Origin of the sequence: Leifsonia sp. NPDC056824 (genome assembly GCF_042789575.1) — a bacterium.
In the GTDB taxonomy this organism is placed as follows: Bacteria; Actinomycetota; Actinomycetes; order Actinomycetales; family Microbacteriaceae; genus Leifsonia.
This window is the reverse complement of the sequence record NZ_JBHUAV010000001.1, coordinates 1,246,366-1,269,678: the sequence shown is the minus strand read 5'-3', so window position 1 is coordinate 1,269,678 and position 23,313 is coordinate 1,246,366. Positions and strand designations below refer to the sequence as shown.

The window sequence follows — 23,313 nt, the reverse complement described above, 5'->3', positions numbered from 1 at the left end:
GCCACCCGGCCCGGGGCGCGGATTCCGCATCCCCGGGCCGGGTGGTTCCGCCATACAGTTAGCCAAGACAGCACTATCCAGCACCACGCGACAGCATCGCGTCAGGCCCGAAGGAGAACGCCGTGACGATGGAATCCCCGGTCACCGACCAGGAGCCCTCCAGCCGACAGCCCGTCCTCTCACTGCGGGGGGTGTCGAAGGGGTTCGGAGCCGTTCAGGCGCTCACCGACATCCACCTCGACGTCTACCCGGGGGAGGTCGTCGCCCTTGTCGGCGACAACGGAGCCGGGAAGTCGACCCTGGTCAAGATCCTCGCGGGAGTGCACCCGCAGGACACCGGGACGATCAGCTTCGACGGTCAGGACGTCAACATCCCGTCGCCCTCGGCGTCCCGTGGGCTCGGCATCGCCACGGTGTTCCAGGACCTCGCGCTCTGCGACAACCTGGACGTCGTCTCCAATCTCTTCCTCGGACGGGAGGTCACCCGAGGAACGCTCGACGAGGAGGAGATGGAGAAGCGGTCGTGGAGCCTGCTCCGGCAGCTCTCGGCCCGCATCCCGTCGGTGCGGATCGCCGTCGCGTCCCTCTCCGGAGGCCAGCGCCAGACCGTCGCGATCGCCCGCTCGCTGATCGGCGACCCGCGCGTCGTCATCCTCGACGAGCCGACCGCGGCCCTCGGCGTCGCGCAGACCGCCGAGGTGCTCAACCTCATCGAGCGGCTGCGCGAGCGCGGGCTGGGGGTCATCCTGATCAGCCACAACATGGCGGACGTCCAGGCGGTCGCCGACCGGGTGGCCGTGCTGCGGCTCGGCCGCAACAACGGGGACTTCCGCGTCCCCGACGTCAGCTACGAAGAGATCATCTCGGCGATCACCGGCGCCACCGACAATGTCGTCGCGCAGCGGGCCGAACGCATCGAGGAGCGCGTCGAGCGCGTCGAGCACACCGAAGGGAAGCAGGACTGATGACCAAGGCACCAGAGACCCCGGCCCAGCTCGCCGCCGACCTGCAGGACGAGCGGCTCATCCGCGAGGAAGGGCTCAGCGGTGCGGCCCGCGCCTTCGGGCGCCGTGTGCGCGGCGGCGACCTCGGCTCCCTGCCGGTGGTCGTCGGGCTCATCGTGATCTGGGTGGTCTTCCAGATCCTCAACCCGAACTTCCTCAGCGCCAACAACCTGGTCAACCTGACGCTGCAGTGCGCGGCGATCGGGACGATCTCCATCGGCATCGTGCTCGTGCTGCTCCTCGGCCAGATCGACCTGTCGGTGGGCTCGGTGAGCGGTGTGTCCGCGGCCATCCTCGGCGTCGGCTTCACGCAGCTGCATTGGCCGCTGGCGCTCACCGTGATCGTCGCCATCCTGGCGGGCGCGGCGATCGGCTTCCTGTACGGCCAGCTCTTCACCCGGTTCGGCGTGCCGAGCTTCGTGATCACGCTGGCCGGACTGCTGGGCTTCCTGGGCGTGCAGCTCTGGATCCTCGGACCGAACAGCTCGATCAACATCCCCTACAACTCGTGGATCGTCAACTTCGCCCAGCAGACGTTCCTCCCGCCGTGGGCGGCGTACACGCTGGCCGTGATCGCCGCGGGCTCGATGTTCTGGTCGGACTGGCGCCGCAACGTCCGCCGTCGCAACGCCGGGCTGTCCGAGGGGTCGATGGCCGTCGTCCTGATCAAGGCGGGACTGCTCCTGGTCGGCCTCTGCATCGCGGTCTGGTACCTGTCGACCGACCGCGGCACCGGGGCGATGTTCCTGTTCTTCGTCGTGCTCGTCATCATCATGAACTTTTTCCTGACACGCACGAAGTGGGGCCGCTCGGTCTTCGCGGTCGGCGGTTCGGTTGAGGCCGCACGCCGAGCCGGTATCAAGGTGAACCGGGTGTTCATCAGCGTGTTCATCCTGTGTTCGACGTTCGCCGCCATCGGCGGGCTGCTCGCCGCGGCGCGCCTCGCGTCGGTGAGCGCAGGCTCCGGCGGAACGGACACGAACCTGAACGCGATCGCGGCGGCGGTCATCGGCGGCACGAGCCTCTTCGGCGGACGCGGTTCGGCGTGGTCGGCACTGCTGGGCATCCTGGTCATCCAGTCGATCTCGAACGGCCTGACGCTGCTCAACCTCGACTCGTCGTACCGCTTCATGATCACCGGAGCAGTGCTGCTGCTCGCCGTGATCATCGACTCGCTGTCCCGTCGCTCGCGCGAATCGCACGGGCAGGCTTAGCGGGACAGCACTCCGGGCGGGTGTGAGAAGGTGGACCGGTGACCCGAACCACCACCTTCCACGCCCGCCTTCTCCGTGCCGGCGTGGACCCGCAGACGGTGACCGTGCGGGCGTCGTCGGACATCCCGCCGCGCACGCTGCGCCGCGCGGCCGGTGGCGGCGGGGAGCTCAACTTCGACGTCTACGCACTCCTCGACGCCGACGGCTGGCCGGCGTCCGCCACCTACACCTACGTCGACTCCCTCTCCCGCACCCCCTCCCCCGCCGACACCTGACGAGACGTGACTAATCGCGGGAATCCGCGATCGGATTCCCGCGATTGCTCACGTTTCGGGTGGGGTCAGGCCGGGGTTGCCTGGGCGGCGGCGCGGGCGGCGGCGGGGAGGGCCGCGAGGATGCGCGCGACGGCGGTGTCGTCGTGGGCGGCGGTGACGAACCAGGCCTCGAAGACGCTCGGCGGCAGTGAGACGCCCGCGTCGAGCATCGCGTGGAAGAACGGCCGGTAGCGGAACGCCTCCTGCGACAGCACCTCGGCGTAGGTCCGCGGCGCGGCAGCGAAGTCGCCGAAGACGAAGCTGAACAGGTTGCCCGCGCGCTGCACACGGTGGGCGACGCCCTCCGCTGACAGAGCGTCGGAGACGGCGCCCGACAGCGTCTCCGCGACGACATCCAGGCGGTCGTAGACGGCCTCGTCGGCGTGCGCCAGCGTGGCGAGACCGGCGGCGACCGCGACCGGGTTCCCCGACAGCGTGCCCGCCTGGTAGACCGGGCCGGTCGGGGCCAGGAAGTCCATGAGCTCCGCGCGGCCGCCGACGGCCGCCAGCGGCATCCCGCCGCCGATGACCTTGCCGAAGGTGACCAGATCGGGCGTGTAGCCGCGGTCGAGGCCCCAGTAGCCGGCGTCGCTCACGCGGAAACCGGTGAGCACCTCGTCGAGGATGAGCAGCGCGCCGAACTCGTGGGCGAGGTCGGTCAGCGCGGCGTTGAAGCCTTCGTCCGGGGCGACGACGCCCATGTTCGCGGCGGCGGCCTCGGTGATGACGGCCGCGATGTCCGGGCCGTTCGCCTCGAAGGCGGCGCGCACGGCGTCGAGGTCGTTGTACGGGAGGACCAGGGTCTGAGCGGCCGTGGCCTCGGTGACGCCGGCGGAGCCGGGCAGCGACAGCGTCGCGAGTCCGGAGCCGGCCTCGGCGAGGAGGCTGTCGGAGTGGCCGTGGTAGTGGCCGGCGAACTTGATCAGCAGCGGGCGGCCGGTGAAGCCACGCGCCAGGCGGATCGCGGTCATGGTCGCCTCGGTGCCGGTGGAGACCAGCCGCAGTTTGTCGATGAACGGCACCCGCCCGAGCACGGCCTCCGCCAGCTCGGTCTCGGCCGGCGTGGAGGCGCCGAACGAGAGCCCGCGCCCGGCGGCCGCCTGCACGGCGTCGATCACGGCAGGGTGCGCGTGGCCGAGGATCGCCGGACCCCAGGACGCGACCAGGTCGACGTACTCGCGCCCCTCCGCGTCCACGATGTAGGGGCCGTGCGCCGACACCATGAAGCGCGGCGTTCCGCCGACCGAGCGGAAGGCGCGGACCGGGGAGTTCACGCCGCCGGGGATGACGCGCTGCGCGCGCTCGAACTGGGCCAGGTTCACGTCGCCGATCGCGGCGCCGTCGGCCAGGCCCTGCAGGTCCTGGGAGTCGGTGTTGTTCATCGCAGCCATCCTGCGACCTCGGTCGCCCAGTAGGTGAGCACGGCGTCGGCGCCCGCACGGCGCGTGCCGATCAGGGTCTCCTCGATGACGCGCTCGCGGTCGATCCAGCCGTTCGCGGCTGCGGCCTCCACCATCGCGTACTCGCCGGAGACCTGGTAGGCCCAGACCGGCACGTCGCTGATGGCGGCGACGTCGCTGAGGACGTCGAGGTAGCTGAGGGCCGGCTTCACCATGAGGATGTCGGCGCCCTCATCCAGGTCGAGCTGCGCCTCGCGCAGGCCCTCGCGGCGGTTGGCCGGATCCTGCTGGTAGGCGCGGCGGTCGCCGGAGAGCTGCGAGTCGACGGCCTCCCGGAACGGGCCGTAGAAGCCGGAGGCGTACTTGGCGGCGTAGGCGAGGATGACGACGTCGATGCGTCCGGCGGCATCGAGCGCGTCGCGCACGGCGGCGACCTGGCCGTCCATCATCCCGCTGAGGCCGAGCAGCTGGGAGCCGGCCTCCGCCTGCGCGAGGGCCATGTCCCGGTAGCGCAGCAGGGTGGCGTCGTTGTCGACGTGGCCCTCGGCGTCGAGCACGCCGCAGTGGCCGTGGTCGGTGAACTCGTCCAGGCACAGGTCGGTCTGGACGACGAGGGCGTCGCCGACTTCGGAGGCGAGCGCGCGGGTGGCGACGTTGAGGATGCCGTCCGGGTCGGTCGCGGCGGTGCCGGTCGCGTCACGGGTCTCGGGAACACCGAAGAGCATGACGCCGCCGACGCCGGCCTCCGCCGCCTCCACGGCTGCGCGCTTCAGGGAGTCGAGGCTGTGCTGCACGACACCCGGCATGGAGCCGATCGGCTGCGGCTCGGAGGCGCCCTCCCGCACGAACAGCGGGAGGATCAGCTCGGCCGGGTGGAGGCGGGTCTCGGCCGTCAGACGGCGCATGGCAGGTGACTGCCGGAGGCGCCGGGGCCGTACGACGGGATGCAACTCACTCACTCTCCCCAGCCTACGCCGCGGCGCCGGGTGCCCGCGCACGCTCAGGAGGCGGCGGACCGGTGCGCGGTCGCGGCAGCGGCGACCGCCTCGATGAGGGAGGCCGCGGTGCGCTCGTCGGCGATCACGTCGACGCGGAGGCCGTACTCCCTGGCATCCCGCGCCGTCTGCGGGCCGATCGCGGCGACGAGGGTGGTCTCGGGGATGGGGCCGAGCTGCACCTGCACCTGCTCGGCCACGGAGCCGCTCGTGACGAGGATGGCCTGCACCAGACCCTCGCGCACGTCGGCGACGATGTTCTCCGATACGGGGATGCCGATCGTGCGGTACGCGACGACCGACTCCACCTCGTGGCCGATACGACGCAGCCCCTCGGTGAGGAGGGGCTTGGCGATCTCGGAGCGGAGGGTGAGGATGCGCAGCGGGACGACGCCCTCGGTCGCGGCCTCCCACTCGGCGAGCAGTCCGCGCGCGGAGTTGTCCTCCGATGGCACCAGGTCGACGGCGTAGCCGGCGGCGGCCAGCGCGGCGGCCGTGGTCTCGCCGACGGCCGCGATCCGGGTGGAGGGCGGGACGACCGCGCGGGCGGCGCTCAGCACGTCGACGGTGGTGGCGCTGGTGACCGTGACCCAGTCGAAGCCGCCGGCCGCGAGCCGCGCGAGGGCGGCCTCCAGAGCCGGGGAGTCGGCGGTCGGCGCGAAGTTGATCATCGCGGCCACGACCGGCGAGGCGCCCTTGGCGCGGAGGTCGGCGGCGACCGAGTCACCCCACGGCCCTCCCCGGGGCACGAGGACGCGCCAGCCGGCGAGCGGCTTCGGAGAGGACGGCGTGGAGGGCATCATTCGCTCCCGAGCGGGGCCAGGTCGGCTGCGCCCGCGCCGAGCAGTTCGGCCACCACGCGGGCGCCGACCTCGCGCGCGGCCTCGTCGAGGTCGGCGTGGCCGAAGGAGTCCGGGGTGGCGGCGTGGGAGGCCGTGAGCCGCTCGGTTCCGTCCGGGCGGTACACGGTCGCGGTGAGGAACAGGAGGCCGTCGTCGACCAGCGCGGACGCGCCGATCGGGGCGGCGCAGCCGGCTTCGAGCCCGGCTAGCACGGCGCGCTCGGCGGTCGCGCAAGCGTGCGTGGTCGCGTGGTCGACGGCCTTCAGCGCGCGGGCCACGTCTCCGCGGCCGGTCTGCTCGCCCGCGCGGACCTCCAGCGCGAGCGCGCCCTGGCCCGGAGCGGTCGGAACCTGCGACAGCGGGAAGAAGTCCGTGACGGCGTCGAGGCGGCCGAGCCGGCCGAGGCCCGCGGCGGCGAGCACGACGGCGTCGAGGTCGCCCTCCACGACCCTGCCGAGCCGGGTGTCCACGTTGCCCCGGATGTCGACCACGTCGAGGTCCGGACGCACCGACTTGAGCTGGGCGACGCGGCGCGGCGAGCCGGTGCCCACCTTCGCGCCCTCCGGCAGCGTGTCGAGCGTGAAGCCGTCGCGCGCGCACAGCGCGTCCCGGGCGTCCGCCCGCTTGGGCACCGCGCCGATGACCAGCCCGGGCGCCGGCGCGGTCGGCAGGTCCTTGAGCGAGTGGACGAGGAGGTCGCACTCGTCGGCGAGGAGGGCCTCCCGCAGCGCGGTGGCGAACACCCCGGTGCCGCCGAGCTCCGACAGCGACTCGCGCGAGGTGTCGCCGTGCGTGGTGATGGTGACCAGCTCGATGTCGAGCCCGGTCGCCCGGGCGATCGACTCGGCGACGGCGGTCGTCTGCGCGACCGCGAGGGCGCTGCCCCGTGTGCCGATGCGCAGCACGCCGTCGCGGCGCGCGGACGCGCCTTCGGCCCTGCTCACGGTGCCGTTCACGGCGCGAGTCCAGCGGCGGCCGGCTTGAAGCCGAGGCGGACGTTCTCGCAGCAGCCCGGGCGGCACACGTCGTACCAGGGGCCGAGCGTGGTCAGTGCGGGACGCTGCTCGACCGGGACGCCGTCCCGGCGCTCCAGGACGAGCTCGACCAGGCCCTTCACGTAGCGGGCGTGGGTGCCGGGGGTGGGCACGCGGACGGCGACGAGGCCGTTCTCCTCGCTGGTCTCCATCGCCTCGTTGTCGAGGTCCCAGAGCACCTCCATGTGGTCGCTCACGAAGCCGAGCGGAACGATGATGACGGCCTTGACACCGAGCGCGGGGAGCTCGGCGATGCGGTCGTTGATGTCGGGCTCCAGCCACGGCATCGAGGGCGGGCCCGAGCGGGACTGGTAGACCAGGTCCCAGCCGATGACGCCGCCGGCGGCCTCCTGCGAGACGACCTCCGCGACGGCGAGGTGCTGGGCCGCGTAGGCGCCGCCCTCGCCGAAGCCACGGTCGGCGGGGCCGGACTTGGCGGCGTCCGTCGACGGGATGGAGTGCGTCGAGTAGAGGATGCGGATCTCGGTCGCCGGGTCGATGCCGGGGATGCGCTCGCGCAGCTCGTCCACGGCGTTGCGGACGCCCTCGATGAACGGCTCGACGAAGCCGGGGTGATCGAAGAACTGGCGCACCTTGTCGATCTGGATGGTGCCGTCCAGCCCCTTCTCCTCCAGCACGCGGGCGAAGTCCTCGCGGTACTGGCGGCAGCTCGAGTAGGAGGAGTACGCGCTCGTCGCGATGGCGATCAGCTTGGTGAGACCGCGCTCCTGCGCCTCCGCGAGGGCGTCCTCCAGATACGGGTCCCAGTTGCGGTTGCCCCACAGCACGGGGAGGTCGATGCCGCGCGAGGCGAGCTCGGCCTCCAGCGCGGCCTTGAGCTCGCGGTTCTGGTCGTTGATGGGGCTCACCCCGCCGAAGTGCCGGTAGTGGTGGGCGACCTCCTCGAGGCGCTCCTCGGGGATGCCGCGGCCGCGGGTCACGTTGCGGAGGAACGGGATGACGTCGTCCTGGCCCTCCGGTCCGCCGAAGCCGGCGAGGAGGATGGCGTCGTACGCGACCGGCTCGGTCACATGCTCCGGACCGGACGCGGCGGCGTCCGTCGCGCCGAGCACTCGTGGGACGGCCTCGGTGTCGGTCACTGCAGCACCTCGACGACCTCGGCCGGCTGGATGCGACGGCCGGTGTAGAACGGGACCTCTTCGCGCACATGGCGGCGGGCCTCGGTGTAGCGGAGGTCGCGCATCACGTCGACCAGGTCGGTGAGCTCGTCGGCCTCCAGCGGCAGGATCCACTCGTAGTCGCCGAGGGCGAACGCCGCGACGGTGTTGGCCAGCACCCCGCGGAACGCGGCGCCCTTGCGACCGTGCTCGGCGAGCATCTTCGAGCGGTCCTCGTCGGGCAGCAGGTACCACTCGTAGCTGCGCACGAACGGGTAGACGCACAGCCAGCCCTTCGGCTCCTTGCCGCGCAGGAAGCCGGGGACGTGCTGGCGGTTGAACTCGGCGTCGCGGTGCACGCCCATCGCGTTCCAGGTCGGGAGGAGCGTCTTGAACAGGCGGGTGCGGCGGAGCTGGCGGAGACCCCACTGCAGGGCCTCGGCCTCCGGGCCGTGCAGCCAGATCATGATGTCGGCGTCGGCCTTGAGGCCGCTCACGTCGTAGAGTCCGCGGGTGACGACGCCCTGCAGCTCGATGTCGGCGATCACGCCTTCGAGCTCCTGGACGGCCTTGGGCACGTCGGTGCCGTCGAGGTCGTCGGGACGGGCGGGGTCCCGGCGCAGGACGGCCCACAGGGTGAATCCGCTGGGGCTTTCGGGGGCGGTGTCTTCGGGGGCGGTCGACTCTGCCGGAACGGCAGCCGGGGTACTCATACCGACAGTCTCCCTCGCAAAGCTGAGAAGGCAAAAACCAGGGCGTCGAGGGGCACGTAAACGCCCTTAAAACGCGCGGAAAAGGGCGTTTACGTGCCCTTCGACGATTCGGTCAGCGGCGGGAGGCGGCGACGATCGCCCAGACCGTGCCGCCGACGGCGACCGCTACCCCGACCGCGAGGCCGACGAGCGCCAGCGGGTTGTCGTCGCGGAGCCTCCGGAACCGCTCGGACGCCCGCGCGGGCACGTTGACCTTGTATTGGATGGCGTCGATGGTCGCGGCCAGGTCGGCGCGGGCCTTCTCGACGCCGCTTCGGTCAGTTGTCATACTTGCCCAGCCCCTTCACGGCGTCGATGTCGGACTTGACGCTGGCGATGGTCTCCTTCGGCGCCGCGCCGTCCACCCGCTTGAGCGAGCCGACGCCGATCAGCGCGAGGATCACCGCGATGACGACGAGGCCGCCGAAGACGATGAGCGCAGCGGCCCAGCCGGGCAGCACGAGCGCGAGCCCGAGGATCGCCGCGGCGACGAGCACCCCGAGCGCGAAGAAGAGGAAAGCCGCGGCCACCACGAAGAGTCCTATGCCGATCCCGGCATACTTCGCCTTCTCGGCGTACTCGGCCTTCAGGTTCGCCAGTTCGGCCTTGACGAGCTGGATCAGCAGCCGCGGGAGCGACGCGATCAGCTCACCGAGCGACTGCGACCTGGCACGTTCCCGATCGGTCATCGGCTCACCGCCCTTCCGTGACACTCGTTTAAGACTGCGCGCTACCGGATCACTTCGTCAGGATCATCTCGCGTGACGGCGACGACGGCCACCCCCGTCGTGCGGGAGTCGGCCCGAGCCTCCTTGCGGCGATCGTTCGCCCGGACCACGCCCTTCTTGATCGTGGTGTACAGCGCCTCCGGAGCCTCGCCGATCTTCGCCGCGACGTAGTCCTCGACGGCGTTCACCTGCTTCTGCACCCCGGGCGACTCCCAGACCTTGAGAGCGGCCGACTTCATCTGGTCGTAACGCTTGCGACCGGCGCGCGTGCCGAGCACGTAGCCCACCGCCGCCCCCGTCACGAAGAGAATCTTGCCCCGCATTGCGTCCTACCCCTCCAGGTCGTCGGTCAGTGCCTTCCAGCGTAGACCCCTGGCCCGTTCCGCCACCCGGCGCGCGTCCGGGATGACGGACGCGAGACCGGTTCCGGTCAGCCAGGAGCCGGTCACCTCGAGCCCTTCGACGTTCTCAGCTCCGTCGCGGACGCGCTGGATGCGCTCCCGCTGCCCCACTGTTGCATAGGGGAGGGCGTTCGTCCAGGGGGTCCGGGCGAACGCGGAGACAGCGGATTCCGTGAGCGGAATATTCAGCAGCGCTGCCGCGTCGGCGACCGCGAGCGCCCGCAGCTCGGCGTCGGAGAGCGCCACGGTCCCGGACGCGCGGCCGGCGCGGCCGTACGAGAGCCGGACGACGTGGCGGCCGGGGCCGGCGGCCTCCGCGACCCACGCCCACTTGGCGCTGGAGTGCGTCATCGCCTTGGCGGAGACGCCGGAGTCGGGGCCGTCGGCGACGAGCACGCCGGTGCCGCGGGGAGCGGCGCCGACCCGATCGTCGGTGAGGACGAGCGTGACCAGTTCGACGCTGGACGCGGGAGGCCAGTCGAGAGCGGCGAGGTCGCCGAGGGCGGCGTCCATGCCGGGGAGGAGTTCGAGGGCGGCGTCGGCGGGCGCAGCGATGACCACGACGTCTGCATCGAGGGTGGAGCCGTCCGCGAGGGTGACGGTCCAGCGGGCCGGGCGCGGGGCGGTGGGCTCAGCGGCGGATTCGGCCGGCTCTGCTGGGAGCTGCCCGGCGAGCGCCAGCCCGTCGAGTGCGGCCTCGTCGACGGCGTCGGCCATCGCGGCCTCCACCGCCGCTGCGGCGACGTCCTCCGGGTCGGGCGCGACCCACGGCGTCACCGAGACGACCGCCGCGTCGGTGCGGATGGTCCCGCCCCGTGCCGCGATGTCCGCGGCGAGCGCCGCCGGCAGGCGCCACATGCCGCCGCGGATGCCTCCGACTGCGCTCCCCGCCTTCGCGGCGGAGCGCAACTCGCCCACGGCGCCGGAGAGCGAGCCGAGCCGGGTGAGCGCCGCGTTGAGCCCGGGGGCGACCACATCCACGTCGAGGTCGTCGGGATCGGCCGAGTACACGCCCGTCACGACAGGGGACACCAGCTCGGTGAGGACCTTCGACCCCATCCGCTTGCGCACCAGGGTGCCGAGCTTGCGCTCCTGGCCGATCTTCAACACCGGGAGCAGCCGGTCCAGGTAGGCGCGCACCGCGCCGCCCCAGCCGATCGCGGCGACGACGTCGGTCGCCAGCGGGGAACTCGGGATGCCGAGCAGACCGGCCTTCGGCAGCGGGACGGTGCGCGTGCCGTTGCGCACCCACGCGCCGGCCGGGTTCGGCTCCACGACGTCGTCCGCCAGGCCCAGGTCGGCCAGCAGGGCGGCGACGTGGCCGCCGCGGGTCGCGAAGCTCTCGGCGCCGGCGTCGACGGTGATGCCGCCGAGCTCCAGCGGCGCCACCGAGCCGCCGACGCGGCCGGAGGCCTCCAGCACGGTGACCTCGAAGCCCGGGCGGGCGCACTCGCGCGCCACGACCAGCCCGGAGACGCCGCCGCCGATCACGACGATGCGCGTCGGCGCGGCCTCCACCGCGTGCCGGATGCTCTCCGTGACGGCGTCGTGATCGAGCGGCTGGGAGGTCATGCCCGCCATCCGTGGACGAGCTCGACCACGCGGGTCAGCACCGTCGGGTCGGTCTCCGGCGGGACGCCGTGGCCCAGGTTCAGGACGTGCGCCGGCGCCTCCCGGCCGCGCTCCAGGACGTCCACGACGTGCGCCGAGAGCACCTCCCACGGAGCGTCGAGCATCGCCGGGTCGACGTTGCCCTGCACCGGGACGACGTGGCCGAGCCGGCGGGCGGCCTCGTCCAGCGGCGTGCGGTAGTCGACGCCGACCGCATCGGCGCCCACCTCGTGCATGGCCTTGAGCAGCTCGCCGGTGCCGACACCGAAGTGCACGATCGGCACGTTGCGCACGAGGGGCTCGTCGTTCGCCGGAGCATCGGCTTCGACCTCCTGCGCTCGCGGCACCTCGTAGGTGAGGTCGCGGATGTGCGAGAGCGCCCGCGCGGACGCCGGGGCGACGTGCTCGACGTAGTCGTGCAGCGACAGCGACCCTGCCCACGAGTCGAAGAGCTGGGCGGCGCTCGCTCCCGCCAGCAGCTGCGCCCGCAGGAAGGCACCGGTCACGTCGGCGCTCCACGCCATCAGCCGGGCCCAGGTCTCCGGGTCGGCGTGCATGAGCGTGCGGGCCCGGATGTGGTCCTTGGAGGGGCCGCCCTCCACGAGGTAGGCGGCGAGGGTGAAGGGGGCGCCCGCGAAGCCGATCAGCGGGGTGTCGCCGAGCTCGGCCGTCGTCAGGCGCACGGCCTCCGCGATCGGCGCGAACGTGTCGGCGCCGAGCGAGGCCGGGTCGACCTCCTCCAGTCGTGCCACATCATCGGAGGTGCGCACCGGGCTCTCGAACACCGGGCCCTTGCCCGCCTGGATCTCCACGGCCACGCCGGCGAGCTTCAGCGGCACCACGATGTCGCTGAAGAAGATGCCCGCGTCCACGCCGTGCCGGCGCACCGGCTGCAACGTGATCTCGCTCGCCATCGCGGGGTCGAGGCAGGCGTCGAGCATGTGCGTACCGACGCGCAACTCCCGGTACTCGGGCAGCGATCGCCCGGCCTGGCGCATGAACCAGACGGGGACGGTCTCCTGGCGGTCGCCCTGATAGGAGCGGATCAGGCGACTGCCCGCGGTTCGGCCTTCGGAGAGCGGGTGGGTCGGGTCGAGGGAGGTCACCCGATGATTCTGCCAGGCGCCAATCTGCCAATCCCCCGGGAATCGTGTCGAACCGGCTCAGGACGGGGTATCCCGATTCGAGTCTGGTCGGCGCCGAGCGTATCCTTTCCCCCGTGCTTCTCTGCTTCTCGTCGAGCCACCGCACTGCGGAGTTCGACCTCCTCGAACGGCTCGAGCGCCATGCGCCCGCCGTCACTGCGGCACTCGCGGAGCAGCACGGACTCGTCGCCGGCTCGGTCGTCCTCGCCACCTGCAACCGCTTCGAGGCCTACCTCGACGTGGACGTGAAGCCGATCGCCGCGGACGCGACCACCGACCGGGTGATCCAGACGGTCGCCGCCGCCAGCGGCATCGACGCCGACCTCCTCCGCTCCTCGAGCGCCGTCTACAGCGACGACGCCGTCGCCGAGCACCTCTTCTCCGTCTCCAGCGGACTCGAGTCCGTCGTGGTCGGGGAGGGCGAGATCGCCGGGCAGGTACGGCGCGCCCTGGAGGCGGCCCGCACCTCCGGCACCGTGACCGGGAGCTTGGAGCGCGTCTTCCAGGTCGCGTCGCGCACGTCCCGCGGCGTCAAGAACCAGACCGGCATCATGACGGCCGGCCGCTCCATGGTCCGCCTCGCGCTCGAGCTGGCGGAGAGCCGGATCAGCGACTGGGCGGCCGTTCGGGTGCTGCTCGTCGGGACCGGCAAGTACGCCGGCGCCAGCCTGGCAGCGCTGCGCGAGCGCGGCGTGGTCGACGTGCAGGTGTTCTCGCCGACCGGGCGCGCGGCGAAGTTCGCCCTGTCGCACGATGTCGTCCCCGTCGAATCCGACGACCTCCTGGAGGCGCTCGGCGCCGCGGACCTCGTCGTCACCTGCTCGGCCGTCACCGACCACGTCATCACCCGCGCCCTGCTGGCGGACGCGATCGCCGCGCCGGACGCCGCCGCGCGCCGCCTCGTGATCGACCTCGGCCTCCCCCGCAACGTCGACCCGGCCGTCGCCGAGCTGCGCGACGTCGAGCTGCTCGACCTGGAGACCATCAGCATCCACGCGCCGGTCGAGGAGCTGAACGCCGCGGCCGACGCCAGGGAGCTCGTCGGCGCCGCCGCAGCGGAGTTCGCGGCGCAGAACGCCGAGCAGGCCGTCACGCCCGCGCTGATCGCCCTCCGCACCCACGTCTTCGGCATCCTCGACGCGGAGATCGCCCGCGCCCGCTCGCGCGGCGACTCGACCGAGCAGACCGAGGCGGCGCTGCGCCACCTGGCCGGCGTGCTGCTGCACACTCCGTCGGTCCGAGCACGCGAGCTCGCCAGGAACGGCGAGGCGCAGACGTTCGTGGACGCGACGTCGGCGCTGTTCGGCGTGGAGGTCGACGACGCACCCCACCCGCAGGCGCTCCGAGCCGTCGACGACGAGACCGCCGCCTCCTGACGTCCGTCCAGGAGCACCCACCAGAGGAGGACACCGTGAGCGACGAGGCCACGATCACCGCCACCGAGCCGCACGCCGCCACCGGCCTGCCCTACGCCGCGGAGGAGCTGCGCACCGAGCGCCTGCTGCTGCGCCCGCTGAACAGCGGCGACCTGGAGAACGGACACGAGTTCGAGCGCCTGAAGGACGTCGCCCGTTACCTCTACTGGGAGGTGCACGACCACGACGAGTCGGCGGAGCACCTGCGCAAGCGCATCGCGATGAACCGCCTCGCCGCCGACGGCGACGGCATCGTGTACGCGGTCGAGCTCCCGGACCCGGAAGGCGGCCACAGCCGGGTGATCGGCCATGTGAGCCTGTTCCTCAAGAAGGCGGAGTGGGCGAAGTTCGAGATGGGCTGGGTGTTCCACCCGGCGGTGCACGGCCGTGGCTACGCGACCGAGGCGACGACCCGCCTCCTCGAACTCTGCTTCGACACCCTCGGCGGCCACCGCGTCTTCGCCCAGCTCGACGCGCGCAACGAGGCGTCGGCGCGGCTCTGCGGGATCATCGGGATGAAGCAGGAGGCACTGCTGCGCCAGAGCGAGATCTTCAAGGGCGAATGGTCGGACACCGCGGTGTTCGCGATCCTGGAGGACGACTTCCGCGCGGGCCGGTGAGGTCGGCGGCATCTGAAATCATAGATGCGTGCACCTCTGCTATGTCGATGACTCCGGCGACCCGTCTCGGGGAAAGCTGCTGACGGCCCTTCTCATCCGGGACACCGATTGGGCCGACGTGCTCGACGCGTGGCTCACGGGTCGCGAGGAACTGCATCGGCTTTTCGGCGTCCACAAGCGCAGGAACTCCACGCGAACAAACTGTTCAAAGGACGCGGGCAGTTCTGCGAGAGCCCGGAACAGGAATCGGCGTTCAGCAGCCGCGCCCGCGCCAAGGCTGCGCGCATCGCATTGGGTCATTTGAGCGAGGGCAGTTCCTTCGAACTGGTCACCATCGGGGCGGCAGAACGATCTCCCCATACGATGTACGCGCGCTTCATCGCATGGCTGGAGGATTGGGCGACGCTTCACGACACGCGGGTGATGATCTTCTACGACGGACAGCACGGCATCGATGAGACGGGAACGCTCGACGCGAGGGAACGACATGAGCTCTGGGAGCGTGCGCTGCGCGCGTCGGGTCCGTATCGAGATGTCCATCGCTCCCTCGAACTGTCGACACGCCGGATCGTGGAGGACGTCATCATGCAGGACAGCAGGTACAGCCAACTCATTCAAGCTGCGGACTTGATCGCCTATGGCGCGTACCACAAGCATCGCCACAAGTATCCAGACGTATGGGGCGGCTCTTTTCAGCCGTCACACGCTGCGATCGCGGCGTACATGCAGACCTCGGCCCACTGGCCGGCTGATAGCGACGAGGGCGTCCATTGGCTGAGTTAACGCAAGAACCCCCGGCCTGAGCCAGGGGTCTGCATCGCAATACCCCGCGAGCAGTCCTAAGCCTGCATGGAGTTTTGCGATGTCGAGTCTACAACAAAGTAGTTTCGGTGCTCTCGTGAGCCCGAACGCGGTCACCGCATCCTCAGTAGGATGGACGGGTCCCCCACCACCCCGGCACCGAACAGGGAGCACCCATGGCCGCACCGTCGAGACTGGAATCCGTCATCACGCTGGCGCAGCACCGCGGATTCGTCTTCCCCTCGGGGGAGATCTACGGCGGCACCCGCTCCGCGTGGGACTACGGTCCCCTCGGTGTCGAGCTCAAGGAGAACATCAAGCGCGAGTGGTGGAACGCCTTCGTGCGCGGCCGCGGCGACATGGTCGGCCTCGACTCCGCCATCATCCTGCCGACCGCCGTGTGGGAGGCCTCCGGTCACGTCCAGGTGTTCAGCGACCCGCTGACCGAGTCGCTCATCACCCACAAGCGTTACCGCGCCGACCACCTCTTCGAGGCGTACGAGGCCGAGCACGGCCACGCGCCGGCGAACGGACTCGACGACATCGCCGACCCGGACCACCCGGACAAGGTGGGTCAGTGGACGCCGATCCGGCAGTTCTCCGGCCTCATGAAGACCTTCCTCGGCGTCGTGGACGACGAGTCCGGCCTCCACTACATGCGCCCGGAGACCGCGCAGGGCATCTTCACCGACTTCGCGCATGTGCTGCAGGCCGCCCGCAAGAAGCCGCCGTTCGGAATCGGCCAGATCGGCAAGGCGTTCCGCAACGAGATCACGCCGGGCAACTTCATCTTCCGCACCCGTGAGTTCGAGCAGATGGAGATCGAGTTCTTCGTCGAGCCCGGCACGGACGAGGAGTGGTTCCAGACCTGGATCGACCTCTGCTGGGACTGGTTCGTCGACCTCGGCATCGACCCGGCGAACATCCGCCGCCTGGAGCACGAGAAGGACAAGCTCGCGCACTACTCCAAGCGCACGATCGACATCGAGTACAAGTTCGACTTCGTCGGCAGCGCGTGGGGCGAGCTGATGGGCGTCGCGAACCGCACCGACTTCGACCTGAAGACGCACATCGAGCACTCCGGCAAGGACCTCAGCTACTTCGACCAGAACAAGAACGAGCGCTATGTGCCGTACGTGATCGAGCCGTCCTTCGGCCTCACCCGCGCGCTGATGGCGTTCCTGGTCGACGCGTACGACGAGGAGGAGGTGCCGAACGCCAAGGGCGGCACCGACAAGCGCACGGTGCTGCACCTCGACCCGCGCCTCGCGCCGGTGAAGGTCGCCGTCCTCCCGCTGTCCCGCAACGAGGCGCTGTCGCCGCTCGCGCGCGGCCTGGCCGACACGCTGCGCAAGCGCCGCAACGTCGACTTCGACGACTCGGGTGCGATCGGCCGCCGCTACCGCCGCCAGGACGAGATCGGCACGCCGCTCGCGGTCACGGTCGACTTCGACTCGCTCGAGGACGACGCGGTGACCGTGCGCGACCGCGACACGATGAAGCAGGAGCGCATCCCGCTCGAAGGCCTCGACCGCTACCTCGCGGAGCGCCTGCGCGAGATCTGACCCTCCGCAAACGGAGGGCGACCGCTAGGGTGGGGGCCACCGCGACGGAGACACGATGAGCACGGCCCCCACGAACACCGCACCTGCGCCGCAGGCGGATCCGCCCCCAGGGCGACCCCCGGCGTTGGCGATGCTGCGCGCCTACGTGCAGGTCGCGCCCGCGAGCGTGACGCTCGCCGTGATCGTGCTCGCAACCTCCATCGCGACCAGCACGCTGTGGAGTGCCGCGAGCGTGGGCGGCGGCTCGCTGGTCTGGGCGGCGGGCGTTCCGACGACGATCCGGGCCGGGTACTGGTGGACGCCGTTCACGGCGCTCTTCGTGCCGGAGGACCCGATCCAGTTCGTGATCTCGTTCCTGCTGGCGCTGACGGTGCTCGCGGCGGCCGAACGGCTGCTCGGCACGGTGCGCCTGATCATCGCCTTCCTGGTCACCGGGGTGCTGGGCATCACGCTCGGCGTGCTCGGCCAGTGGGCGGCGGCGAACGTGGGAGAGATCCTCGCGCACGCCACCGAATTCGACTTCACCCTGGACCCGACGATCGGGATCGTGGGGGCGCTGGTCACGGCGAGCGCGTTCGCGACCACCCTGTGGCGACGTCGGATCCGGCTGCTCACCTTCGCCACCGTCGTCATGTTCGTGCTCTACAACGGCGACCAGAACAACGTCTACCGGCTGTTCGCGGCGCTGCTCGGCCTCGCGCTCGGCGTCATCCTGCGCCGTGGGCCGCTGCACCGGATGCGCCGCAGCTCACACGGGGAGACGCGGACCCTGGTCGCCGCGATCGTCGCGATCACCGCGATCGGCCCGCTCGCCGCGCTCCTGCCGCCCGGCGGACTCGGCCCGCTCTCGTTCGTCTCGGCGCTGTTCCAGCATCGGGAGGTCGCCGCGGCGACGGTGCTGGCGGCGTGCAAGGCCGCCGACACGACCAACTGCCATGACGAGCTCGCGGCCGTCTCGGTGCAAGGCGTCGGCCCGCTGCTGCTCAGCCTGCTGCCGCTCGTGCTGCTCATCGTGACCGCCATCGGCCTCCGCCGCGGCCGGCACTTCGCGTGGCTGCTCGGGATCGTCGTCAACGCGGCGATGGTCGTCCTCCCGTTCACGGCGCTACCCGGCGGCGAGATCAGCATCAACGTGGACAGCATCGACGCTCTCGCGCCCGCGATCGAGGTGCTGCTGTGGTTGCTGGCGACGCTGCTGGTTCCGCTGGCCTCGATCGCGCTGCTGGTGGCGACGCGGCGCCAGTTCCAGATCCGTGCGCCCAGGGACGCGGTGGTGCGTTTCACCATCCTGGCGGTCGTCGCGTTCGCGCTGCTCGCGGTCGTGTACCTGATCGCGGGGCTGGCGACGCTGTCGTCCTTCGTGCCGGAGGCCTCCATCGGCGACGTGTTCGCGTCCACACTGCGCCGGTTCGTCCCGTCTGGCTTCGAGTCCGTGCTGGGACCCGTCATCGTGCCGACCTCGCCGTTCACGCTGCTGCTCTACCAGTGGGTGGGACCGGTGTTCTGGACGATCTTCGTCATCGGCACGATGCGGCTGTACCGGGCGACCTCCACCGGCCGGACGGTCGGCGACGAACTGCGCTTCCGGGAGCTCCTGCGCGCGGGCGGCGGCGGGACGCTCGGCTTCATGGGCACCTGGCCGGACAACGTCTACTGGTTCTCGGAGGACGGGGAGGCCGCCGTCGCCTACCGGGTGATCAACGGGGTGGCGATCACCCTGTCCGACCCGGTGTGCCGTCCAGAACGGGCCGAGCAGACGATCATCGACTTCATCGGCTTCTGCGACGCGAACAGCTGGACCCCCGCTTTCTACAGCATCCACGGCGCGTTCCTGGCGGTGTTCGAGTCGCTCGGCTGGCAGAGCGTGTCGGTCGGCGAGGAGACGCTGATGCACCCGCAGACCTTCGACATGCAGGGCAAGCCCTGGCAGAAGGTGCGCCAGGCGCACAACCGCGGGGTGAAGGAGCGCATCTCGACGCTGTGGACGACGTGGGCCGAGCTGGCCCCGATCCAGCAGAACCAGATCGTCGCGCTGAGCGAGCAGTGGGTGTCCGAGAAGGAGCTGCCCGAGATGGGTTTCACCCTCGGCGGGATGGCCGAGCTGAAGGACCCGGAGGTGCGGCTCTACCTCGCCTACAACCCGCAGGGCGACCTCCAGGCGGTCACGAGCTGGCTGCCGAGCTGGCACGACGGCCGGGTGGTCGGGTACACGATCGACTTCATGCGCCGGGCGGACAAGAGCATCCCGGGCATCATGGAGTTCGTCATCGCGTCCGCGGCGCAGCGGATGCGCGGCGAAGGCGTCGAGGTGCTGAGCCTGTCGGGGGCGCCGCTGGCGACGAAACCGGCCGGGTCCGCTGACACGGGAGCGGACTCCTCCGAAGAGGGACCGGCGGTGATGGACCGACTGCTCGCCTTCCTGGCCAGGACGCTGGAGCCGGCCTACGGGTTCGCCTCGCTGTTCACGTTCAAGAGTAAGTTCAACCCGACGTACGAGACGCTGTGGCTGGCGTACCCGGACGCGGTGTCCCTGCCGGCGATCGGCAACGCGATCGGGCGGGCCTACCTGCCGGACGCGAATGCGCGGGAGTACCTGGCGCTGGCGCGGACGCTGCTGGGGTGAAGGGGTCTGCGGACGGCCGCGCTCTGATCGATATGGACGATTTGAGCGATTTGCGCGATAATGGGAGCCATGAGCGCAAAGGACTCCCTCGTCGTCGATCCTCCCCAGGATCTCAACGAACTGCTTGACCTGGCACGGTTCTTGGAGCACCACTCGGCTCCTGCCGTTCTCGTCGGACCCGACGGTGAACAGATCGCTCTCCCGCTCGAGGCGTATGAAGTGCTTCGCCAGGTGGTGGCTGCGATGCAGCACGGTGAGTCGGTCAGCGTCGAAGCGATCGATCGACAGTTGACGACACAACAGGCGGCGAGCCTTCTCGGAATCAGCCGCAGCACCCTGGTGCGCCTCCTGGACGAGAACGAGCTGCCATTCGATCGGCTGGGAGAGTCCCGGCATCGGCGGCTGCGGTTGCACGACGTGCTGGCCTACCGAGAGCGCACGCGCGCCGATCGACGTGCACGACTTGATGAGCTGACCCGCCAGGCCGACGAGGACGGCCTGTACGACATGGACAGTGACGCCTACCGGGCCGCGCTCACCGAGGCGAGGAAGTCGTAACGTTGGGGCTGTTCACCGCGTTCCTGGATGCTTGACCGGCTGGCGCGTAGCGGAGCGCTGCGATTCGCCGAGAGGGTCGGCGACGAACTTCAACGTGACTGGACGAGCTTCAACGTGACTGACTGAGAGCACCAGCCTCAGAACACATACTCCAGCAGCTCCAGCCCCACCGTCCGCATCCCGTCGATCACCGACAGCCGCGCAGGCAGCGCCGTGTCGTCGAAGTACGTCGACACCGCGTAGGTCACCCCCGCGCGCGGCCCGCGCAGCACGCCGACCTCGCTGCGGACTCCCGCGTCGGTGCCGGTCTTGTTGACCAGCAGGATGCCGTGCTCTGGATGCCGGTGCGAGTGCGGGTCGAGGCCGAACGCGCTCGACACCAGGGAGAAGTCGCTGTTCAGGGACAGCCAGGAGATGACCTGGCGGCTCGTTGCGGCGTCCACGACCTCCCCGCGGGCCAGCGCCGAGAACAGCCAGGTGAGCTCGTTCGCGCTGCCGACCGACAGCTGCGGGGCGTCGTCCGGGCCGCGGTGGTCGCGGACCAGGTCGAGGAGGGCGGTGCGGGTGAGGCCGAGGGACTCGGTGCGGGCGCTCACGGCCTCCAGGCCGACGCGGCGCAGCAGGACGTTGGTGGCGAGGTTGTCGCTCGTTGCGCCGACAAGGGCGGCCAGGTCGGCGACCGGGAGCGCCGGGACCTGCAGGTGCTGCCAGATGCCGGACTCCCCCGCCGTGTCCTGCGGGGCGCGGTCGAGCTGGGCCAGCGGGCTGAGCTGCCGCGACTGGAGGCGCGCGGCGACCTCCACCAGCAGCAGCACCTTGCCGATGCTCGCCGTCGGCATCACGACGTGGTCGTCCACAGAGAACAGCACCTCGCCGGTGGACAGGTCCGTCGCCCGGGCCGAGACCTGGACGCCCTGCATGGCCAGCCGCCCGAGCGCGTCGAAGCCGCGGCTGAAGACCTCGGGAGCAGCAGCAGCAGTCCGGCGGTGCCGTCCTCGGCGCGCGCTCGCGTGCCGGCGGCGGTGGTCGGTCTCCGGGGTCTGGATCGTCACAGTCGCGCTGGGTCTTTCTTCCGAGTCCGGGCTTCGGTCCGTGCTGCGGTCCCCCCGGTCCGCGACGCGGCGAGGCAGGGTTTCCTCGACGCGATAGGGACGATGTTACCTCGCCGGAGGGGTGGCTGGGCGATCCCTTTCGCGCAGTCCCCGGCGCGTCACCAGATGGTCACGCGCTCCTCCGGAGCCAGCCACAGCCCGTCGCCGTCCGCGACCCCGAACGTCTCGTAGAAAGCGTCGATGTTGCGGACGATCTGGTTGCAGCGGAACTCGTTCGGCGAGTGCGGGTCGATCGCCAGCAGGCGGATGACCTCCTCGTCGCGGCCCTTCTGCTGCCAGGCCTGCGCCCAGCTGAGGAAGAACCGCTCCGCGCCGCTCAGGCCGTCCACCACGGGAGGCTGCTCGCCGCCGAGCGAGAGGAGGTACGCCTTCCACGCGATGCCGAGACCGCCGAGGTCGCCGATGTTCTCGCCGATGGTGAGGGCGCCGTTGACGTGGTGGTCGGGCACCTGCGCCGGGGCGAGCGCGTCGTACTGGGCGATCAGGCTGCCGGTGCGCTTCTCGAACGCGGCGCGGTCGGCGGCGGTCCACCAGTCGTTGAGTTTGCCGTCGCCGTCGAACTTGGAGCCCTGGTCGTCGAAACCGTGGCCGATCTCGTGGCCGATCACCGCGCCGATCGCGCCGTAGTTGGCTGCGGCGTCCCTGCTCTCGTCGAAGAACGGGTATTGCAGGATGGCCGCGGGGAAGACGATCTCGTTGAAGCCGGGGTTGTAGTACGCGTTGATCGTCTGCGGGGTCATGAACCACTCGTCGCGGTCGATCGGCTTGCCGATCTTGTTCAGCTCGCGGTTGAACTCGAACAGCGCGGCAGCACGCACGTTGGCGACCAGGTCCGTCGGGTCGATGACGAGCGCGGAGTAGTCGCGCCACTTCACCGGGAAGCCGATCTTCGGCGTGAACTTGCTGAGCTTGTCGAGGGCGCGGTGGCGGGTGTCCTCGCCCATCCACTCGAGCTTCTGGATGCTCTGCCGGTACGCCTCGATCAGGTTGGCGACCAGCTCGTCCATCTCCTGCTTGGCCGCGGGCGGGAAGTGCTTCTCGACGTAGATGCGGCCGACGGCCTCCCCCATCACTCCCTCCACGAGCGAGACGCCGCGCTTCCAGCGAGCCCGCATCTCGGGCGTGCCGGTGAGGGTGCGGCCGTAGAAGTCGAAGTTGGCGTCCACGAAGTCGCCGGTCAGGTACGGGGCGGAGTCGTGGATGATCTGCCAGGCCAGCCAGTCCTTCCAGGACTGCAGCTTCTCCTCGGTGAGGAGACCGGCGACGCCGGAGGTGAAGGACGGCTGGCGCAAGACGACCTCGGCGAGCGCACCCTGCGGTGCGCCCAGACCGGCGGCCCAGTCGTCCAGGCCCTTCGACCCGAAAAGGGCGGTCGCGTCGGCCCACGAGAACAGGTTGTAGGTCTTCTCGGAGTCGCGGGAGGTCACGTTGTCCCAGTGCTGCGCGGCGATCTCCACCTCGAGGTCGTAGACCCGCTGGGCGCGCTCGGGAGCATCCTGGAAGCCGGCCAGCTCGAACATCCGCTGGACGTGCGCGGCGAATGCCTCCCGGATCGGCGCGAACCGCTCCTCGCGGAAGTAGGACTCGTCGGGCAGCGAGATGCCCGCCTGCTCGGCGAACACGAGGTAGCGGCTGGGGTCGCCCGGGTCGTTGTCGACGAAGAGCTGGTAGATCCCGCCGACGCCGTGCCGCTCCAGCTCGCCGAGGGTCTTCAGGAACTCCGGGATGCTGTCGACGTCGTCGGCGATCGCGAGCTGCGCCCGGATCGGCTCGACGCCGAGCGCGTCGACGCGGTCCTCGTCGAGGAAGCTCGTGTAGAGGTCGCCGAACGTGCGCTCCTCTGTGCCCTCCGGCGCGGTCTGCGCGGCCTCCACGATCTCGCGGACGGCGGCCTCCGACTTCTCGGCGAGCTCCATGAACGAGCCCCAGCGAGCCTTGTCGCCCGGGATGTCAGTGCGGGCGATCCAGGTCCCGTTCACATGCCGGAACAGGTCGTCCTGCGGGCGGATCGTGGGATCGAGTTCGTCGGTGGCGATGCCGGAGGAGAGCGTCATGCGCCCC

General features: G+C 70.7%; 22 protein-coding genes. 9 read left to right on the top strand and 13 right to left on the bottom strand.

Annotated elements, in window-relative coordinates:
* The first annotated feature begins 128 nt into the window (after positions 1 to 128).
* The 3 genes from ACFRFH_RS06435 to ACFRFH_RS06425 are packed head-to-tail and all read left to right on the top strand — an operon-like array spanning position 129 to position 2,493.
* Complete coding sequence (locus ACFRFH_RS06435; RefSeq protein WP_382462737.1) at positions 129 to 965, top strand: ATP-binding cassette domain-containing protein; 837 nt, start codon at positions 129 to 131, stop codon at positions 963 to 965.
* Complete coding sequence (locus ACFRFH_RS06430) at positions 965 to 2,218, top strand: sugar ABC transporter permease (RefSeq protein ID WP_382462157.1); 1,254 nt, start codon at positions 965 to 967, stop codon at positions 2,216 to 2,218. Before ACFRFH_RS06435 ends, ACFRFH_RS06430 begins: the two co-directional genes overlap by 1 nt.
* A gap of 38 nt (positions 2,219 to 2,256) precedes the next feature.
* Positions 2,257 to 2,493 (top strand): hypothetical protein, encoded by a 237-nt coding sequence (locus ACFRFH_RS06425; RefSeq protein ID WP_382462156.1) that lies wholly within the window; start codon positions 2,257 to 2,259, stop codon positions 2,491 to 2,493.
* A gap of 65 nt (positions 2,494 to 2,558) precedes the next feature.
* Here the strand turns inward: ACFRFH_RS06425 and hemL are convergent, their stop codons facing one another.
* From hemL to hemE, 11 genes are all read right to left on the bottom strand, one after another.
* Positions 2,559 to 3,914: a glutamate-1-semialdehyde 2,1-aminomutase gene (gene hemL, locus ACFRFH_RS06420; protein WP_382462155.1), complete on the bottom strand. Its 1,356-nt coding sequence runs from the start codon at positions 3,912 to 3,914 to the stop codon at positions 2,559 to 2,561.
* Positions 3,911 to 4,837: a porphobilinogen synthase gene (gene hemB, locus ACFRFH_RS06415; protein WP_382462154.1), complete on the bottom strand. Its 927-nt coding sequence runs from the start codon at positions 4,835 to 4,837 to the stop codon at positions 3,911 to 3,913. The genes hemL and hemB overlap by 4 nt, the downstream gene beginning before the upstream one ends.
* A 95-nt stretch (positions 4,838 to 4,932) precedes the next feature.
* Positions 4,933 to 5,730, bottom strand: a complete 798-nt coding sequence (locus ACFRFH_RS06410) for a uroporphyrinogen-III synthase (protein ID WP_382462153.1) — start codon at positions 5,728 to 5,730, stop codon at positions 4,933 to 4,935.
* On the bottom strand, positions 5,727 to 6,725 hold the full coding sequence (hemC, locus tag ACFRFH_RS06405) for a hydroxymethylbilane synthase (RefSeq protein ID WP_382462152.1): 999 nt from the start codon (positions 6,723 to 6,725) through the stop codon (positions 5,727 to 5,729). The genes ACFRFH_RS06410 and hemC overlap by 4 nt, the downstream gene beginning before the upstream one ends.
* A complete protein-coding gene (locus ACFRFH_RS06400; RefSeq protein ID WP_382462151.1) occupies positions 6,722 to 7,903 on the bottom strand; it encodes a ferrochelatase in 1,182 nt (393 codons plus the stop codon). Before ACFRFH_RS06400 ends, hemC begins: the two co-directional genes overlap by 4 nt.
* Positions 7,900 to 8,634, bottom strand: a complete 735-nt coding sequence (gene hemQ, locus ACFRFH_RS06395) for a hydrogen peroxide-dependent heme synthase (protein ID WP_382462150.1) — start codon at positions 8,632 to 8,634, stop codon at positions 7,900 to 7,902. The genes ACFRFH_RS06400 and hemQ overlap by 4 nt, the downstream gene beginning before the upstream one ends.
* A 112-nt stretch (positions 8,635 to 8,746) precedes the next feature.
* Positions 8,747 to 8,962 (bottom strand): DUF3618 domain-containing protein, encoded by a 216-nt coding sequence (locus ACFRFH_RS06390; protein ID WP_382462149.1) that lies wholly within the window; start codon positions 8,960 to 8,962, stop codon positions 8,747 to 8,749.
* Positions 8,952 to 9,362, bottom strand: coding sequence for a phage holin family protein (locus tag ACFRFH_RS06385; RefSeq protein ID WP_382462148.1), 411 nt, complete (start codon positions 9,360 to 9,362; stop codon positions 8,952 to 8,954). The genes ACFRFH_RS06390 and ACFRFH_RS06385 overlap by 11 nt, the downstream gene beginning before the upstream one ends.
* Positions 9,363 to 9,403: 41 nt before the next feature.
* Positions 9,404 to 9,724 (bottom strand): hypothetical protein, encoded by a 321-nt coding sequence (locus ACFRFH_RS06380; RefSeq protein WP_382462147.1) that lies wholly within the window; start codon positions 9,722 to 9,724, stop codon positions 9,404 to 9,406.
* Between the two features lie 6 nt (positions 9,725 to 9,730).
* Positions 9,731 to 11,374, bottom strand: a complete 1,644-nt coding sequence (locus ACFRFH_RS06375; RefSeq protein WP_382462146.1) for a protoporphyrinogen/coproporphyrinogen oxidase — start codon at positions 11,372 to 11,374, stop codon at positions 9,731 to 9,733.
* Positions 11,371 to 12,519, bottom strand: coding sequence for a uroporphyrinogen decarboxylase (gene hemE, locus ACFRFH_RS06370; RefSeq protein ID WP_382462145.1), 1,149 nt, complete (start codon positions 12,517 to 12,519; stop codon positions 11,371 to 11,373). Before hemE ends, ACFRFH_RS06375 begins: the two co-directional genes overlap by 4 nt.
* A 113-nt stretch (positions 12,520 to 12,632) precedes the next feature.
* Here hemE and ACFRFH_RS06365 point away from each other — a divergent pair, with 113 nt between their 5' ends.
* The 6 genes from ACFRFH_RS06365 to ACFRFH_RS06340 all read left to right on the top strand — a co-directional run bounded on the left by ACFRFH_RS06365 (position 12,633) and on the right by ACFRFH_RS06340 (position 20,140).
* Positions 12,633 to 13,934: a glutamyl-tRNA reductase gene (locus ACFRFH_RS06365; protein ID WP_382462144.1), complete on the top strand. Its 1,302-nt coding sequence runs from the start codon at positions 12,633 to 12,635 to the stop codon at positions 13,932 to 13,934.
* 35 nt (positions 13,935 to 13,969) lie between these two features.
* Positions 13,970 to 14,593: a GNAT family N-acetyltransferase gene (locus tag ACFRFH_RS06360; RefSeq protein WP_382462143.1), complete on the top strand. Its 624-nt coding sequence runs from the start codon at positions 13,970 to 13,972 to the stop codon at positions 14,591 to 14,593.
* A 129-nt stretch (positions 14,594 to 14,722) separates the two neighbouring features.
* Positions 14,723 to 15,376, top strand: a complete 654-nt coding sequence (locus ACFRFH_RS06355) for a DUF3800 domain-containing protein (protein WP_382462142.1) — start codon at positions 14,723 to 14,725, stop codon at positions 15,374 to 15,376.
* Positions 15,377 to 15,570: 194 nt separating this feature from the next.
* Complete coding sequence (locus tag ACFRFH_RS06350; RefSeq protein ID WP_382462141.1) at positions 15,571 to 16,959, top strand: glycine--tRNA ligase; 1,389 nt, start codon at positions 15,571 to 15,573, stop codon at positions 16,957 to 16,959.
* 55 nt (positions 16,960 to 17,014) lie between these two features.
* Positions 17,015 to 19,582, top strand: coding sequence for a bifunctional lysylphosphatidylglycerol flippase/synthetase MprF (locus ACFRFH_RS06345; RefSeq protein ID WP_382462140.1), 2,568 nt, complete (start codon positions 17,015 to 17,017; stop codon positions 19,580 to 19,582).
* Positions 19,583 to 19,651: 69 nt separating this feature from the next.
* Entirely contained in the window at positions 19,652 to 20,140 is a 489-nt protein-coding gene (locus tag ACFRFH_RS06340; RefSeq protein WP_382462139.1) for an excisionase family DNA-binding protein, read from the top strand.
* 137 nt (positions 20,141 to 20,277) lie between these two features.
* Here the strand turns inward: ACFRFH_RS06340 and ACFRFH_RS06335 are convergent, their stop codons facing one another.
* Complete coding sequence (locus tag ACFRFH_RS06335) at positions 20,278 to 21,192, bottom strand: serine hydrolase (RefSeq protein WP_382462138.1); 915 nt, start codon at positions 21,190 to 21,192, stop codon at positions 20,278 to 20,280.
* 158 nt (positions 21,193 to 21,350) lie between these two features.
* Positions 21,351 to 23,306 (bottom strand): M13 family metallopeptidase, encoded by a 1,956-nt coding sequence (locus ACFRFH_RS06330; protein WP_382462137.1) that lies wholly within the window; start codon positions 23,304 to 23,306, stop codon positions 21,351 to 21,353.
* Positions 23,307 to 23,313: the final 7 nt, after the last annotated feature.